The organism is Coraliomargarita parva, assembly GCF_027257905.1.
GTDB lineage: Bacteria > Verrucomicrobiota > Verrucomicrobiia > Opitutales > Coraliomargaritaceae > Coraliomargarita_A > Coraliomargarita_A parva.
In genome coordinates this window covers 85,499-100,866 of record NZ_JAPZEI010000009.1, presented here as the reverse complement: position 1 = coordinate 100,866, position 15,368 = coordinate 85,499, and the positions used below count along the sequence as shown (strand labels likewise).

Annotated in this window: 11 protein-coding genes; 6 read left to right on the top strand and 5 right to left on the bottom strand. The window is 59.5% G+C overall.

Annotated elements, in window-relative coordinates:
- Positions 1-18: 18 nt before the first annotated feature.
- The 3 genes from O2597_RS13915 to scpB all read right to left on the bottom strand — a co-directional run bounded on the left by O2597_RS13915 (position 19) and on the right by scpB (position 2,645).
- Entirely contained in the window at positions 19-288 is a 270-nt protein-coding gene (locus O2597_RS13915; RefSeq protein WP_269525854.1) for a DUF167 domain-containing protein, read from the bottom strand.
- Between the two features lie 260 nt (positions 289-548).
- Positions 549-1,844 carry a prephenate dehydratase gene (pheA, locus tag O2597_RS13910; protein WP_269525853.1) on the bottom strand — a complete coding sequence of 432 codons (1,296 nt, stop codon included), beginning with the start codon at positions 1,842-1,844 and terminating at the stop codon, positions 549-551.
- Between the two features lie 6 nt (positions 1,845-1,850).
- Positions 1,851-2,645 carry an SMC-Scp complex subunit ScpB gene (scpB, locus tag O2597_RS13905; protein WP_269525852.1) on the bottom strand — a complete coding sequence of 265 codons (795 nt, stop codon included), beginning with the start codon at positions 2,643-2,645 and terminating at the stop codon, positions 1,851-1,853.
- 141 nt (positions 2,646-2,786) lie between these two features.
- On the opposite strand from scpB, the gene ilvD reads away from it, so the two are divergent.
- Genes ilvD through O2597_RS13885 form a run of 4 tightly spaced genes read left to right on the top strand, consistent with a single transcriptional unit; the run spans position 2,787 to position 7,156 of the window.
- Positions 2,787-4,499 (top strand): dihydroxy-acid dehydratase, encoded by a 1,713-nt coding sequence (gene ilvD, locus O2597_RS13900; RefSeq protein WP_269525851.1) that lies wholly within the window; start codon positions 2,787-2,789, stop codon positions 4,497-4,499.
- Positions 4,500-4,552: 53 nt separating this feature from the next.
- Positions 4,553-6,124: a glucose-6-phosphate isomerase gene (locus O2597_RS13895; RefSeq protein WP_269525850.1), complete on the top strand. Its 1,572-nt coding sequence runs from the start codon at positions 4,553-4,555 to the stop codon at positions 6,122-6,124.
- A gap of 34 nt (positions 6,125-6,158) precedes the next feature.
- Entirely contained in the window at positions 6,159-6,992 is an 834-nt protein-coding gene (locus O2597_RS13890; protein WP_269525849.1) for a hypothetical protein, read from the top strand.
- Positions 6,993-7,012: 20 nt separating this feature from the next.
- Entirely contained in the window at positions 7,013-7,156 is a 144-nt protein-coding gene (locus O2597_RS13885) for a hypothetical protein (protein ID WP_269525847.1), read from the top strand.
- 772 nt (positions 7,157-7,928) lie between these two features.
- On the opposite strand, the gene O2597_RS13880 is transcribed toward O2597_RS13885, so the two are convergent.
- Both O2597_RS13880 and O2597_RS13875 read right to left on the bottom strand, forming a co-directional pair.
- Entirely contained in the window at positions 7,929-8,351 is a 423-nt protein-coding gene (locus O2597_RS13880; protein WP_269525845.1) for a YchJ family protein, read from the bottom strand.
- A 49-nt stretch (positions 8,352-8,400) separates the two neighbouring features.
- The gene (locus tag O2597_RS13875) at positions 8,401-9,108 is read right to left on the bottom strand and encodes an HAD family hydrolase (RefSeq protein WP_269525843.1); all 708 of its coding nucleotides are present in this window, start codon (positions 9,106-9,108) and stop codon (positions 8,401-8,403) included.
- A 109-nt stretch (positions 9,109-9,217) separates the two neighbouring features.
- Here O2597_RS13875 and O2597_RS13870 point away from each other — a divergent pair, with 109 nt between their 5' ends.
- Together O2597_RS13870 and O2597_RS13865 are read left to right on the top strand one after the other, a co-directional pair.
- Positions 9,218-12,061, top strand: a complete 2,844-nt coding sequence (locus O2597_RS13870; RefSeq protein WP_269525841.1) for a PD-(D/E)XK nuclease family protein — start codon at positions 9,218-9,220, stop codon at positions 12,059-12,061.
- Positions 12,062-12,205: 144 nt separating this feature from the next.
- Positions 12,206-15,334: a UvrD-helicase domain-containing protein gene (locus tag O2597_RS13865; protein ID WP_269525839.1), complete on the top strand. Its 3,129-nt coding sequence runs from the start codon at positions 12,206-12,208 to the stop codon at positions 15,332-15,334.
- Positions 15,335-15,368: the final 34 nt, after the last annotated feature.

Below are 15,368 nucleotides of genomic sequence, written 5' to 3'. Positions count from 1 at the left end.
GACAGAAGACCTGAATGGCTACTGCGGCAGCCGTTCCCTCAACGCCGCCGGATCCAGCCCTTCGATTCGCAGGGTCTTGCTTTGGCTGGTCTGCCCACGAACCACCGACACCGAACGCTTGGGGAGCTTCAAGTGCTTCTCCAGCAGTGCGCAGATCGCCTTGTTGGCCTTGCCCGCTTCCGGCGGTGTCGCGGTCTTCAACTTCAAAGCCTCGCCGTACCAGCCCACGACTTCGTCACGGGAAGCATTCGGGATGACGCGGACATTCAGTTCGGCGAAACTAGACATACCGTCATTAGAGAAGCAACCGCCATTCTCCGTCAACCTTCCCCAGCCGGAAAGAGTTCAGGCTGAAACCGAGCTTCATTTCTCCATCGGGCACGCTTGAAGGTCCCGCCTCTTCACTCTCCGCAACCGTGAGCCATGCCTTGTTTGGGCCCGCTGCGGCAAGCAAGCGAATGGAAACTCAATGCTAATACCGCTTCATGCGTAGCTAAGGTGCACGAAAGCATGTGCCCGACAATACACAATTCGCCTAAAAACGAGGCCTACTCTTCGCGTGATACGTTCGGGTAACTGCCGAGCCACTTCACAAACGAGCAGTTCAACTCCAGCTCATTGAGGGCGTCCTGAACATGGGCATCCTCATAATGCCCGATAAAATCGATAAAGAAGAGGTAGTCCCATGCCTTTTTCCGGCTGGGCCGGGATTCGATCTTGCTCAAGTTGATTCCGCGATTGGCGAAAGCACGCAGCGCATTGACCAGCGCGCCCACCTCATCCTTGAGCGAGATCACCAAGCTGGTCTTGTCCAAACCATCACCCAGCGGCTTGGCCCGGGTCTTCCCCACCACCAGGAAACGGGTCACATTGTCATCACGGTCCTGTATACCATGGGCCTGCACCTTGACGCCGTAACGCTGGGCGGACAGCGCGCTCGCGATCGCGGCCACACCCTCGCAATCCCCGGCGGTACGCACCGCATCGGCCGTACTGACCACATCCACCTGCGGGACTCCATGCAAATGCTTCTGCAGCCACTCCCGGCACTGCCCCAAGGCCTGGTCTTTTGAGCGAACCTCTTTGATCTCATACAGGGGCGACTGCGAAATCAGGCAGTGCTCGATCGGCAAGTACACCTGCGAACAGATATGCAGGTCCGACTCCACCAGCATGTCCATGGAATGAAAAACCGCGCCTTCCGTGGAATTCTCGATCGGAATCACGCCATAGTCGGCCTTGCCATTCTCCACTTCGCTGAAAACGTCCGGGATGGTCTTCATCGCCCGGTAATCCAGGCTGACCCCGAAATTACGAATGGCAGCCTGATGGGTATAAGTGGCTTCCGGCCCCAAGTAGGCGATCACCAGTTTCTTTTCCAAGGCGATCGAACCGGAAATCACTTCTCGATAAACCGCCTTGAGCGTGGCATTCGCGATCGGCCCCCGGTTCAAGCCGGTCACTTTGGCCATGACCTGCGCTTCGCGGGTCGGATCGTAGTAATCGGCACCGTTGGCATGCTTGATCTTCCCGATCACACCCGCATGCGTCACCCGTTCGTTTAACAACTCGACAATCCGGCGATCCACCCCATCCACGTAGGCCGCATCCGTCGCTTTGGCGCCGGGGGCCAGACCCGCCAGCATCAGGGCCGAGTAAATCGCCTGCAGCGTCGCATCCGACAAGGGACCGGGATTGAAGGCCGCGACTTTCGCCAGGACCTGCGCCTCATCGTAGCCTCCGTCGATCTGCACGCGTTCGCTGAGCAACTCGACCACCTGGCGGTCGATGCGGTCGATCGCATCGCGGTTCAACTGGAGCTTGGTGTTGATGTTGTCGGCCATGAAAATCTACTTCTCCTCTTCCGGCGAAGCGTCGGCCAGGGCATCGCTTTCCACGTTTTCCTTTTGCCAATCCACCTCGCCAAACTCCTGGTCCAGCGGCAACTCGTCCGGATTCGGCTCTTTCGGCAAGCCCACATCCTCGTCCGAGACATCCTCTTCCGGCTCTTCGCTCCGGCGCATCCAGTCGTCGATCTGATGGTTGCTCAAGACGTCCGAAGCGGGCAACTCGTCGAGATCCTTGATCCCGGTGAATTCGAGGAATTTATCCGTCGTGCCATACTGAATGGGACGCCCCGGCAGCTCCGCCCGACCGGTCACCTGGATCAGTTCGAGCTCCAGCAGCTTGTTCAAGGCACTGTCCACCGAAACACCCCGGATCGCTTCCATCTCCGCCCGGGTCACCGGTTGGCGGTAGGCAATGATCGACATCGTTTCCATCGCCGCAGGGCTCAGCTTCATGGGACGCGGTTCCCCGCGCAGCAAACGGACGAATTCAGCGAATTGGGGCGCCGTCACGATCTGAAAGCCGTTCGGGCCTTCCACCACTCGGTAGACCTTGTTTTCCACCTCGGCCGCATCCATCAGCGCCGACAACGCATCACGGATCTGCGCCTGCGTGACCAGCCCGGGGCCTTCGATCACAGGCGTCTCCTCTTCGGACTCGCTCTCCCCCGCGGCGGCCGCTTCTTCGACCATCATTTCGTTGTAGCGGCTGAAGAGTTTCACGAGGTCCTTCAGCCCGATCGGCTCAGCGGTCGAAAGGAGCAGGGCTTCGAGGGTTTGTTTCAAATCAAATTCCATAGTGTCGATAAGCGGCTAGAAAATCGATGTTTGCGGGCTTGAACAGCAAAAAGGGTGTTGTCGTTGTTGCCCTAATGCATTGAATCCTGCGGTTTTCCGCAACGGAAAATCCATATCCTAGTCCTAAACTGCAGAAATTCCATGTCCGATAACAGCACACGCCCTTATTCTTCCGTGGTCGTCGACGGGAATGATCGCGCTGCTGCCCGCGCGATGCTTCGGGCCGTCGGCTTCCAAGACGAGGATTTTAAAAAGCCCCAGGTCGCCGTTGCCAGTTCCCCCAGCGACATGACCCCCTGCAACGTCCACCTTGGCGAGCTTGCCGAGCACGCCCGCACAGGGATTGACGGCGCCGGCGGCAAGCCTGTTTCCTTCAATACCATTACCGTGACCGACGGGATCAGCATGGGCACCAAAGGGATGCGCTACAGTCTGGTCTCCCGCGATGTCATCGCCGACTCCATCGAAACCGCCGTTGCCGCGGAAGGCTTCGACGGTCTGGTGGCCATCGGCGGCTGCGACAAAAACATGCCCGGTTGCATGATCGCCATCGCCCGCCTCAACCGCCCTGCCGTCTTCGTCTACGGCGGCACCATCCTGCCCGGCTTCCTGCCGCACGACGAGAAGGAGTGCAATCCGATGGACGTGGTCTCGGTCTTCGAAGCCATCGGCAAGCATGCGAAAGGCGAGCTGACCGACGAACAACTCAAGGAAGTCGAGAAATACGCCATTCCCGGCCCCGGCTCCTGCGGCGGCATGTACACGGCCAACACCATGGCCAGTGCCATCGAGGCCCTCGGCATGAGCCTGCCCGGCTCCAGTGCCCAAGTCGCGGTCGGGGAAGCCAAACGTAAAGACTGCGAAATGGCCGGTGCCGCAGTCGTCAAGATGCTCGAACTGGGTATCAAGCCCCGGGACATCATGACCCGGAAGGCATTTGAAAATGCGATTACCACCTGTCTGGCACTCGGAGGCTCCACCAATTTGATCCTTCACATGCTGGCCATCGCCCACTCCGCGGAGGTGGATCTCAGCATCGACGTCTTCAAGGAGATCGGCGATCGCATTCCCCTCCTGGCCGACATGAAGCCCTACGGCAAATACAACATGAGCCACCTCATCCGTATCGGCGGCATCCGCCCGATGATGAAAATGCTCCTGGATCGTGGCCTCCTGCACGGCGACTGCCTCACTGTCACCGGCGAGACCATCGCCGAGAGCCTGAAAGATGTGCAGCCCTATGGGGCCTACCCGGACGAGCAGGACATCATCCGTCCCTGGGACCAGCCGATGAAGGAGTCAACACACCTGCGAATCCTCCGCGGCAATCTCGCCCCGGAAGGTGCTGTCGGCAAGATCACCGGCAAGGAAGGCCTCTACTTCAAAGGCGTGGCCAAGGTCTACGAGGGCGAAGAAGAAGCCCTCGTCGGCATCCTTCGCGGCGATGTGGTCAGCGGCGACGTCGTCGTGATCCGCAATGAGGGTCCTGTCGGCGGCCCCGGCATGCGCGAAATGCTTTCCCCCACCTCAGCGGTGGCCGGTCGCGGCCTGATCAAGGAAGTGGCGCTCATTACCGACGGCCGCTTCTCCGGCGGCAGCCACGGCTTCGACGTGGGCCACATCACCCCGGAAGCCGCCTGCGGAGGTCCCATCGGGATCGTCCGGAACGGGGACGAAATCGAAATCGATGCGGTCAAGAACGTCATGAACCTGCTCATCGGCGAGGAAGAGTTCGACAAGCGTATGGCCGCATTCAAACCGAAAGGACCCGGCGCCACGCGCGGCGTCCTCGGCAAATACGCCAAACTCGTCGCCACCGCCTCCGAAGGTGCTGTCACCGACAAGCACCTGTAGCACCCCGCAGCACACTCTCATCCTTCATTCTAAATTCGAACACACACAATACCATGTCCTGGGACAAATTCCAAAAGCACTATCTCGCACTGAACGAACTCGATTTCGCCATCGATATCAGCCGTATCGACTTCGATGCCGATTTCCTCGACGGCATGGAGCCCCGCATCCAAGAAGCCTACAAGGCTATGGATGAACTGGAAGCCGGCGCCATCGCCAACCCGGACGAAGGTCGCATGGTCGGCCACTACTGGCTCCGCGCCCCCAAGCTGGCTCCGAACGCCGAACTCACGAGCGAGATCGAGCAATGCCTCGCCGCAATCAAGCAAATCGCGGCCGACGTGCATACAGGCAAGATGGCCGGCTCCAAGGGCCCCTTTAAGAACTGCCTCGTCATCGGCATCGGCGGTTCCGCCCTCGGCCCCCAGTTCGTAGCCGACGCCCTGGGCTGCCCCAAGGGTGACAAGATGAAGCTCTTCTTCTTCGACAACACCGACCCCGACGGCATCGACCGCACACTCTGCGCTCTCGACGGCCAACTCGGCGAAACCCTTTCCGTCGTCATTTCCAAGTCCGGCGGTACTCCCGAGACCCGCAACGGCATGCTCGAAGCCCAGGCAGCCTACCAGGCGGCCGGCCTTGAATTCGCCAAACACGCGATCGCCGTGACCGGTGCCGGTTCGAAGCTCGACGGCGTGGCCGAGGCCGAAGGCTGGCTGACACGTCTGCCCATGTGGGACTGGGTCGGCGGCCGTACCTCCGAGCTCGCCGCAGTCGGCCTCCTTCCCGCCGCCCTTCAAGGACTTGACATCGACGGCATGCTCGGCGGCGCCGCAGCCATGGACAGCGCCACCCGCTGCAAGGAAACCGCCAAGAACCCCGCCGCCCTGCTTGCCCTGATGTGGTACTACGCAACCGACGGCAAGGGCGCCAAGGACATGGTCGTCCTCCCCTACAAGGACCGCCTCATGCTCTTCTCCAAGTACCTGCAGCAACTCGTCATGGAGTCGCTGGGCAAGGAATTCGACTTGGACGGTAACACCGTAAACCAAGGCATTGCGGTCTATGGCAACAAGGGCTCGACCGACCAGCACGCCTACGTCCAACAACTGCGCGAAGGGGTCCACAATTTCTTCGCCACCTTTATCGAGGTCCTCAAGGACCGCGCCGGCAGCTCCATCGAGGTCGATTCCGGCATCACCACCGGCGACTTCCTCCAAGGCTTCTACCTCGGCACCCGCGATGCGCTCTATGAAAACGGCCGCCAGTCGGTAACCATCACCATCCATGAGGTAACCCCGGCCGCCGTCGGACAATTGATCGCCCTCTTCGAGCGGGCCGTCGGCTTCTATGCCACACTCGTCAATATCAACGCCTACCACCAACCGGGCGTCGAAGCCGGCAAGAAGGCAGCCGCCACCGTCCTGGAACTCGAAGCGAAGGCCATCGCAGGGCTCAAGCAGAGCGGGGAAGCCCTGACCGCGCCTCAACTGGCCGCTAAGTTACAGCTTGAAGACAAAACTGAAATCATCTTTAAATTACTCACTCGTCTCGCCGCAAACGACCGCGGCATCATTCAAACCATCAAAACTCCGGTGACGGAATCCGAGTTCGTAGCAGGCTAAGCACCTGTTCACTCATCATTCTTTACCCATAAAAATGAAAGCATTATCCCTGATACTCCGCATTCTTGCGATCCTGGGCGCCGCGGGCGCAGTTGCGCTCTTCTTCATGGTGCAAGGCAAGCTGGATGAAAAGCAAGCCGCCTTGGAAAAGGCCCATGCCGCCACCGCCGCGTCCCAGAGCGAGCTCGAAACCGCGAATTCCAAGATCGGCTCGCTGGAAAGCAGCCTGAGCACCGAACGCGACAGCTTGGCCAACTCCAAGCGCCAACTCGAAGCCGCCCGCTCCGAAATGTACACGGCAAAGAGTGAGGTCACCCGCTCCAAGCAGCAACTGAGTATCGCCCAGAACGAGATCGATTCGCTCAAGAACGCCACCAAGGATCTACGCGAAAAGCTCCTCGATGCCGAGCGCAAGGCTACGTCCACCAGCCGCGAAGGCGAAATCGCCCAGTTGAAGGAGCGTATCTCCGAACTGGAAAGCTCGAATGCCACCCTGAAAGAGGACCTGCAAGTCGCGGAAAACCTCCGCGCCAGTGCACGTCCGGCCGTCACAGAAGAGACCACCACCAGCACCGGCCTGTATAAGCCGAGCTATGAGTTCAGCACCGGACCGGCCGCTCAGGCTGGCAGCATCGGCCCCGAAATCCAGGTCGCCTCGGTCAGCAGCAGCGACGGGATCGTTGTTTTCAATGCCGACCCGGCATTGGGCATCACCGTGGGCTCGGAATTGAAGCTCGTGCGTGATTACAACACGATCGGTTCCGTCCGCGTAATTAAGGTGAGCAATGGCAATGTCCTTGCTAACATCCTGCCGGGAACAAAGACCCGCGCTCTGGATGTCGGCAGTTCCGTTAAGATTCTCCGCTAATTCACCTGCACCATCCAACAATGCTCAAGATATTCCTCCTTCTCGCGCTCACTCTGACGGCACTCGCCACATCCGGCTGCTTCGACAGCGATGTCGACGAACAATCCGTACCATGGAGCCGACCCGCCGACTGGGAGCGAAACGCACCGGGATTTGGTGGATAAGTATTTCGAACAAAGGCCGCGGACTCCGCGGCCTTTTTTTGGCTCATTGTCACGCTTCGGGAAGCACCCGCATGAATTCCGACCTGAACTGGTTTTGTGTGGCGTGCGAGCTGGCTCGCGCCGGGCAGAAAAGGCGTACACGGCCTCGGATCCTCGCGAGTGATTCCCTGTGGCCGGCAACGCTGCTTTTTGAGAACCGTTAATGTACGTTAATTTACGTGAATGGCTTACAACACCGCTGAAGGTCGAATGGTGCTTACAACGATGTTAGGGGAGGCAGAATGATTGCTTACAGCTCGCTAGGGTTGTGATGCTTGCAGGGCTGCATGCTTTTGGGGAGGTAGGGACGGACAATCCCTATCCGTCCCTACCTCTCTAAAAGTATGCGGAGTTGTAAGCATTCGTGTATATCCGTGTGCATGGTCCGGTCTTCCGCAAAGCGGAATCCGGTCATGTCGTCGCTATGCTCCTCGGAACGTGGTTTCACAACACAGCGCTTCGAGCCGTTCACCGTTCTTTTTGTCCATCCACCGTTCGCAGCAAATTGATGGGATCGGCGGCGTGCCTCCAGACCTCTCGACTGTCTATTTTAGCGGCTGATGAAGAGGCAGATCCGAGGATCAACACCGACGATGAACAGGGAGGCTTCAGCTACATGCCGTGCGCGATCCAACGAAACTACCGGCGCAACCGGTCATCCAGCAGCCGGCGTTAGCCGGATGACGAGCGGCCCCCGTTTAGAATCCTGGGGACGCATGCCTGAACCCCTGCCCTAAGCCGACACATCCTCAATCACACCGTCCACATAATGCCAGTCCCCACCGTGGCGGCGAAAACGGGACAACTCGTGATGAACGGCATGGCGCCCCTCTTGCACATAGCTGGCCTTGAACTCGACCTTTCCCGTCTTGTCCCGCACGCTCCCCTGGGCCGTTTTGACGACCTCAAGGCCGATCCAACGGATCGTATCGTGTGTCTGCTTATACTGGATCCATAAATCCGTGCGGCGCACGGCGGGATGCGTGGTCTTCACCAAATAGTCGATTTCGCCCAACACGTAAGCCGTATAGCGGGAACGCATGAGTGCCTCGGCGGTGGGCGCCTTGGCCTTGCCCCGGTGATAGGGCCGGCAACAAGCGCCATAACTGCTTCCACTTTGACAAGGACAGGGCTGATCATCCAATTCGGGCTTCATCCACTCTATTGGAGGTACCGGAACTGGAACTGGCGAGCCAGAAGCGGTATTACCAATCGAGCAGCAAAGTCGGCAATTCATGCATCGCTTCAAGGCGCCGGAAACGACCGGACTCCGTCAATTCCTCGGAGACCGCCTTCAACTCATGCACCCAGGTGATCGCGTACGGAATATGCACGGCCTTCCCCCCCAGGGTCAGGACCGGCTCGATGTCCGATTTCATGGAATTCCCAACCATCACCACCGACGCAGCCTCCACTCCGTGCCGCTCAAACAGTCTCGCATAGCTGTCCGCATCTTTCTCGGACACAACCTCCACAAAATCAAAATGCGACGCCAGGCCCGAACGCGCGACCTTCGCCTCTTGATTGAGCAGGTCGCCTTTCGTGATGACCGCCAGCGGGTAACGGCCAGCTAACGCCTCAACCGTCTCTTGAACTCCTGGAAGCAACTGCACCGGCGCCCCGAGCATCTCCTTGCCGAAGCCGATGATCCGCTTGATTTCCTCTCCGCCAACCCGGCCCCCGGTCACTTCCACGGCGGTCTCGATCATCGATAGCGTAAAGCCCTTCACCCCATAGCCGAAGTGCTCGATATTTCTGCGCTCGGTCGCCTCCAGTCGCTCAACCAGCTCGGCGGCATCCGAAAAGTAAGCGGATAACAACCGGGTGAAGCGCTCATGGGTATCGGCAAAGAGGTTCATGTTATGCCAGAGTGTATCATCGGCATCAAAGATAATGGTCGGAACAGTGGGCATACGCAGCAGCTAGCAAATCCATGGCCTGACACCCTGCAAAGACGAAATTTTCCGGACGGTCTTTCGCAAAGTGCTCGCATCGGGTGCACGGGTACACAAGCATGCCTTCATGCCCGTTAAACTGTCGCTCGACTGGAACCAAGCTCTCCTACCTGCCGTCGCAAAGCGCCTCCTCGAGCTGGCCAAAGGCGATATAGCCGACCTCAGCCACACCCTGGTCATCGTCCCAACCGTCCAGTCCGGACGGCGCCTACGGGAAGCCCTTGCCCTGCAGCTCGCCCCCCGGAACCGCGGCTGCCTGCCCCCCGAAATCCTCGCACCGGAAACCCTGCTGAGCCGAGAGTTGAAAGTCGGTACCGTCGCCGGTGACGAAGCCGTCCTCGCCGCATGGTCGCAGGCGCTCGAACAGATCAGGATTGAGGATTACGACACGCTTTTTCCCGTCGCTCCGGAGCGCAGCTCGGCATGGCAGCTCGGCATGGCACAGCGACTCATCCGTCTGCGCGGCGAGCTGGGCGAGGCCGGGCTTTGCTTTGAACAGGTCGCGGACCGCACGGCGGACAGCCCCCACGAACCCCGCCGTTGGCAACAACTGGCCCAACTGGAACGCCTCTACCTGCGCATGCTGAAGGACGCCGGTTTCCTGGACCCGCTATTCGAACGCCGGCGGATCGCTGGCGAGTTCACATTACCCGGCCATTTGGAACACGTGATTCTTGCCGCGACCCCATTTCCACAGACGCTGGTCACCGACGCCCTGCAACAGCTGGACAAGTCGATCGAGATTCAGGTTTGGACCTATGGCCCTGAAGATTGCTTCGACGCATGGGGACGCCCCCTCAACGAAGTCTGGCAAAACCGCCCCATGCTGCTCGAAGACTGGACTTGCCATCTGGCGACTCAAGCCGACCCCAAGAGCTGCGCTCAGGCCTTACGCAAACATCTGGACAAAGCCGAACCGGAGTCGGTCGCACTCGGAATCGCGGATCCGGAGTTGAATCCCTACGTCGGCGATGCGCTTGCGGCGGCCGGTATCGAGTCCTACGATCCGGGCGGAAAAGCGCTTCATCTGGGCGAGACCGGCCGCTTGGCCGAACTGGTCTGCCTCTTGGTGGAGGATGCCAGCACCACACAGATCCGCCACCTGCTCCAACATCCGGACATCTGGTTATGGCTGGAGCCCAAGTTGCACGGCCCCTGTACCCAGGGCAAGCTACTGGGACGCCTCGATCGGGTGTTCGAAAAACACCTCGCTCCCGATCTCGCCGCTCTCAGGAATTTCGCTTCCCGCTCCCCCGCCGATGCCGAACTAAAAACGGCACTGGACGCACTCGGAAAACAGCTCAACGAGATCCGGCAGGCACCCAGGTTCAGCGAAGGACTCGCCGAAGCACTCAAGACAATCTATGCCGTCAAGACACTGGACTCGGATCAGGAACCGGACAACGAGTGGCAGGAGGGCGCCAAAGCGCTCCGCGGGCTGATCGATCGTATTCGAGTGCTTGATACGGAATTCCCCACCATCACCAAAGGCTTCACCCAAGCCGTCTTCAGGCACCAACTCAAACAGGCCGTCATCCACCCCGACCGCCCCCACCATGCGCACGACCTGCTCGGCTGGCTTGAATTGCTCTGGCACGATGCGCCCCATCTGATCCTGGCCGGCTTCAACGAAGGTCTCGTCCCGAAATCGGTCAATGGCGACGCCTTCCTGCCCGAAACCTTGCGCGCCCATCTCGGAATCCGCACTAATATCGACCGCTTCACGGAAGACGCGTATCAGCTGGAAGCCATCTGCCGTCGGCGCGCAGGCGACAAGGGCCGCATCGACATACTCATCCCGCAAAACAAGGGCGACGGCACTCCCCTGAAACCCTCGCGCCTGCTATTCCAGGGTAGCCATGACACACTGCTGCCGCGCACCCGAGCCCTCTTCCGGACTCCGGAAAGCAAACACGAGCACAGCCCCCATTCCCAGCCTTGGAAACTCGCGGCCGTGGCCGGTTATACATGTCCGAAGGAACTCTCGGTCAGTCAGATCAAAAGCTACCTGCAATGCCCCTTCCGCTTCTTCCTGCAGAACATCATGGGCATGCGCAGCCAGGACACCGAATCGCGCGAACTCAGCCCCGCGGCATTTGGCACGCTCTTCCACGACACGGTCGACGAATTAAGAGGTTATAAGCTCGACCGAAGCATGACTGCCGGCGAGCTCATCAAGAAGCTGCACCGAATCGCCGAGGAAAAACTCCGTCACCGCTACGGCAGCGAGCTCTCCTTCGCGCTGCGCCTGCAGGAAGTGGCGCTGCTCAGCCGGATCGAGGCATTCTGCGAGCGCCAGGTCGAGGACATCCGAGAAAACGGAAGTATCGAGATCATGAATACGGAGAATAGCTTCGAATTCGGAATCGAGGGCGTGACGATCCGGGGACGGATCGACCGCGTCGACCAGAGGGCGAACGGCGACATCGAACTGATCGACTACAAGACAAGCGACAGCCCGGTCAGCCCGGACAAGGCGCACCTCGCAACACTCGGGCGGAAGGAACCCCCGGAACATCTGCCGGATGAGGCGTTTTTCGAGCACAACGGCAAGAGCTACCGCTGGACGGACCTGCAACTGCCACTCTACGCGCTCTCTCAAAAAAAACCGGCCGGGAGTCGCCCCAAGGTCGCCTATTTCAACCTCCCAAAGACACTCGACAAAAGCGGATTCGCCCGCTGGGAAGACTTCAGCGACAGCCATCTCACCTCCGCCGAAGCCTGCGCGCGTGCCGTCATACGGCAAATCAAGGCCGGCATCTTCTGGCCGCCGAACCCCGACGCCAGCACCACCTATGATGCCTTCGCCCCACTCTTCCCCGACGGCATCGAGCACACCATCGAAGCAAGCACCTTCCAGAACTACCAGTTCGCCGACGATACAGGGAAGGCAGAATCATTCTGTCCATAATCATTCTGTTCACAATCCTCACGACAACGCCAACAAATGGTCATTAGTCGCCGTCATACCTAAACACCAAACAATCACTTGGTACAGGTTCAGCCTTCAGCCCTCCCTTCAACTTAACATAATCATTCTGTTCTCCTCAAACCTGTGAACGAACTACAGCATATCGCGATCTCGGCCTCTGCCGGCTCAGGCAAGACCTACCAGCTGACCAACCGTTTCATCTACCTCTTGCACCTGGCCGAGGCGCCGGAACGGATCATCGCGCTGACCTTTACCCGGACCGCGGCGGGCGAGTTTTTCCATAAGATCGTAGAGAAGCTCTGCGAAGCCGCCTCGGACGCCGGGCACGCGGCTCAACTGTCAGAGGACCTGGGCATCACCGCGGACACGGGGCGCTACCACGAACTACTGAAGCTACTCATCCGTCGGATGCACAAGTTGAACCTGCAGACACTTGACAGCTTCTTCTTTCAGGTGGTCTCCGCCTTTGCCCTCGAACTCGGGCTCTCCGGCACCCTCAACCTATTGGACGAAACCTCCGAGCCACGTGCCCGCAATGAAGTGCGCGACAGCATCGTACACCGTTCCGGCGAAATGAACACAGAGCTGCAGGAATTCTGGCATGCCTTCAAGCAGGCAACCTATGGCCATGAGCAGCGAAGCGTCGAACGGATCGTCTCCAGCTTCATCGAAGCACTCTACAGCCTCTACCTCGAAGCACCCGAAGCGGAACGCTGGGGCGAGCCAGACACCATTTGGCCCACCGGCTGCCCCTGGAAGAGCAAGACGCACCCGGACTGGGATGCGCTTGCGGATCAGCTCCTCGCCGCCTTGCCCGACGGCATCAGCAAATCCCAACTCGGCGACTTCGAAACGGTTGCTCAAAAAGTCCGGTCTTACCCGGTTGAGGAGAAGTTAAACACCCTGCTCAGCCGTGCCTTTGCACAGGCCGACGAAATCCTCAGCGACCGTACCGTGCTTCAATGCGGACGCGGCAAGAACAATCAATTGCCCCTCTCCGGAAGCGCTTGTCAGGCGCTTGCCGACATACTGAAAGGCATTGTCTGGCACCACCTTCACCGTGCCCTACAGAACACCCAAGGCGTGTACCGCATCCTGAAAGCTTACCACGAGAACTACGACCGCTTGGTGCGTCGCTCGGGCAAGCTCGCATTCAGCGACCTGACCCACCTGCTTTCCCCCGCCAATAGCGGTTCCCCGCTCCAGAAAGTCGATCCGGAGAATCGCGAGCTCATGGACTTCCGGCTCGACGGTCACTACGACCACTGGCTCTTCGACGAATTCCAGGATACCAGCCGCACCCAGTGGGAAGCCGTGGAAAACCTGGTCTCGGAAATCGTGCAGGACCCGTCCGGCCAGCGTTCGCTTTTTTATGTGGGCGACACCAAGCAATGCCTCTACCTCTGGCGGAACAGCGACGACCGGCTTTTCCACGAGATCCTCAACGACTACAGGCCGACGATCCACGAGCAAAAGCTTTCCACCTCATGGCGCTCGGCCCCCGCAATCCTGGATGCGGTCAACGAGGTCTTCGACGATGGACCGCTGATCGAGGCAAGCTTCTCGCCGGCCGTTGCCACCCGCTGGGTACGCGCCTGGCAGCCGCACGAAGCTTCCCCGACGACACGAAATTTGAGCGGCTACGCTTGCTGGCTGCACAGCAACGAAAGCGAGGGCCCCAGCCGCAACGAACTCCTGCTGCAAATCCTGCAGGAACTTCAGCCTCTGGAAAAAGGGATGACCGTCGGCATTCTGGTCCGCAAGAACGCGGCGGCCAATGAGATCGCCGACTACCTGCGCGAACACTCCAACCTGCCGGTGCACACCGGCTCGGCGGTACAGCCCGCGAGCGACAACGCAGCGGGCGTCACACTCCTGGCCATGCTACGGCTCGCAGCCCATCCGGGAGATGCCCATCCCCGCGGCCTGCTCAAACTCATCGATCAATCGACTCCCGGCGCGCCCCTGGAAAGCGCCGCCCCCGAACTGAGACGACGCCTCCTCACTGAAAGTAGCGCCGAAGCACTTGCCTGGGCTGCCGATCAAATTAAGGCACACCTGCCGAAGAACGACAGACGCCACGACCAACGCCTCTCACTGCTGGTGGAAGCCGCCCGCAAGTTTGACAACGAGGAACGCCGCGACCTCGACAGCCTCCACCAATATTTGGCCGGTAGCTCGACCGGGGAAACCGAAACCGGTGACTCCATCATCATTGAAACGGTCCATAAATCAAAGGGGCTGGAATATGATGTCGTTCTCCTCGTCGAAGAGGAGACCCGCAGCAGTATGCAGCTCGATCGGAACATCAGCGCTTTCCGCAATGAGGCAGGAAAACCCGAATGGCTACTTGAGCCACTCAAGAAGGACCTGATGGAAACCGATACGGAACTGCGAAAGCTCAAGGAACAAGCGGAAAGCCAAGGTGGCTTCGGAGCGCTTTGCGGCCTCTACGTAGCCATGACCCGGGCCCGTCGCGGCCTGTACATAATATCGGATCCCAAAGGCGCGAATAAAGGCAGTCTGGTCAAATTCCTGGGTGAAAGCCTGGGCGACACCGCCGAGCCCAAAGCACTCTTTGAGCAGGCATGCTACCCATTGGCCTGGGAATGCGGCGACATGCACTGGCATCGGTCTTTTCAAGTACGCAGTAGGGAAACCGGCGAAGCCTCCCCCCCCGAGCCCAGCCGACCGTACAGACCCAGTCACCCCCGCCTGCAACTGGCCCGCCCGTCCTCGGGAAAGTCTCGACAATTCAAGGCCGGCAATTACTTCGACCTGAACGAGACATCCGCCAACTTTGGAACCGAAGTCCATGCGGTTTTCGAGCAAGTCGAATGGCTGGAGGGCGATGCCCCCGATTTCCACGCCTCAAGCGAGGCAGTTGCGGCGGTCGAAGCCTGCTTCGGACAGGCCGACATCCGTAAGCTGTTCCGGCAACCGGACGGCGGCTGCGAGCTCTGGCGGGAGCGTGCATTCAGTCTGGTTCAGGGAACCCGGTTCTACAACGGCGTCTTTGACCGCGTTCACCTGCACAAGGACTCCACCGGGCGCATCACCCACGCGGCAATCATCGACTTCAAGACCGACCGTATCAATGAGCCCAATACAGTCTCCAACGCGGCAGAGCAACACCGCCACCAACTGGAGGACTACCGGAACGCGCTTTCCAGAATCACTGGAGTGGATCCCAAGGCCATCCGGCTCGTCTTGGTTTTCACGGACATCCCCGCGCTTAAGGAATTGAACTAATGCCTGCGCGAGTTGACCTTTCAGTCGAATCGCA

Coding starts and splice junctions, on each gene's coding strand:
- O2597_RS13875 (WP_269525843.1), bottom strand. CDS start 9,108: ATGCCCACTGTTCCGACCATTATCTTTGATGCCGATGATACACTCTGG.
- O2597_RS13885 (WP_269525847.1), top strand. CDS start 7,013: ATGCTCAAGATATTCCTCCTTCTCGCGCTCACTCTGACGGCACTCGCC.
- O2597_RS13890 (WP_269525849.1), top strand. CDS start 6,159: ATGAAAGCATTATCCCTGATACTCCGCATTCTTGCGATCCTGGGCGCC.
- O2597_RS13895 (WP_269525850.1), top strand. CDS start 4,553: ATGTCCTGGGACAAATTCCAAAAGCACTATCTCGCACTGAACGAACTC.
- O2597_RS13880 (WP_269525845.1), bottom strand. CDS start 8,351: ATGAAGCCCGAATTGGATGATCAGCCCTGTCCTTGTCAAAGTGGAAGC.
- O2597_RS13915 (WP_269525854.1), bottom strand. CDS start 288: ATGTCTAGTTTCGCCGAACTGAATGTCCGCGTCATCCCGAATGCTTCC.
- ilvD (WP_269525851.1), top strand. CDS start 2,787: ATGTCCGATAACAGCACACGCCCTTATTCTTCCGTGGTCGTCGACGGG.
- scpB (WP_269525852.1), bottom strand. CDS start 2,645: ATGGAATTTGATTTGAAACAAACCCTCGAAGCCCTGCTCCTTTCGACC.
- O2597_RS13870 (WP_269525841.1), top strand. CDS start 9,218: ATGCCCGTTAAACTGTCGCTCGACTGGAACCAAGCTCTCCTACCTGCC.
- pheA (WP_269525853.1), bottom strand. CDS start 1,844: ATGGCCGACAACATCAACACCAAGCTCCAGTTGAACCGCGATGCGATC.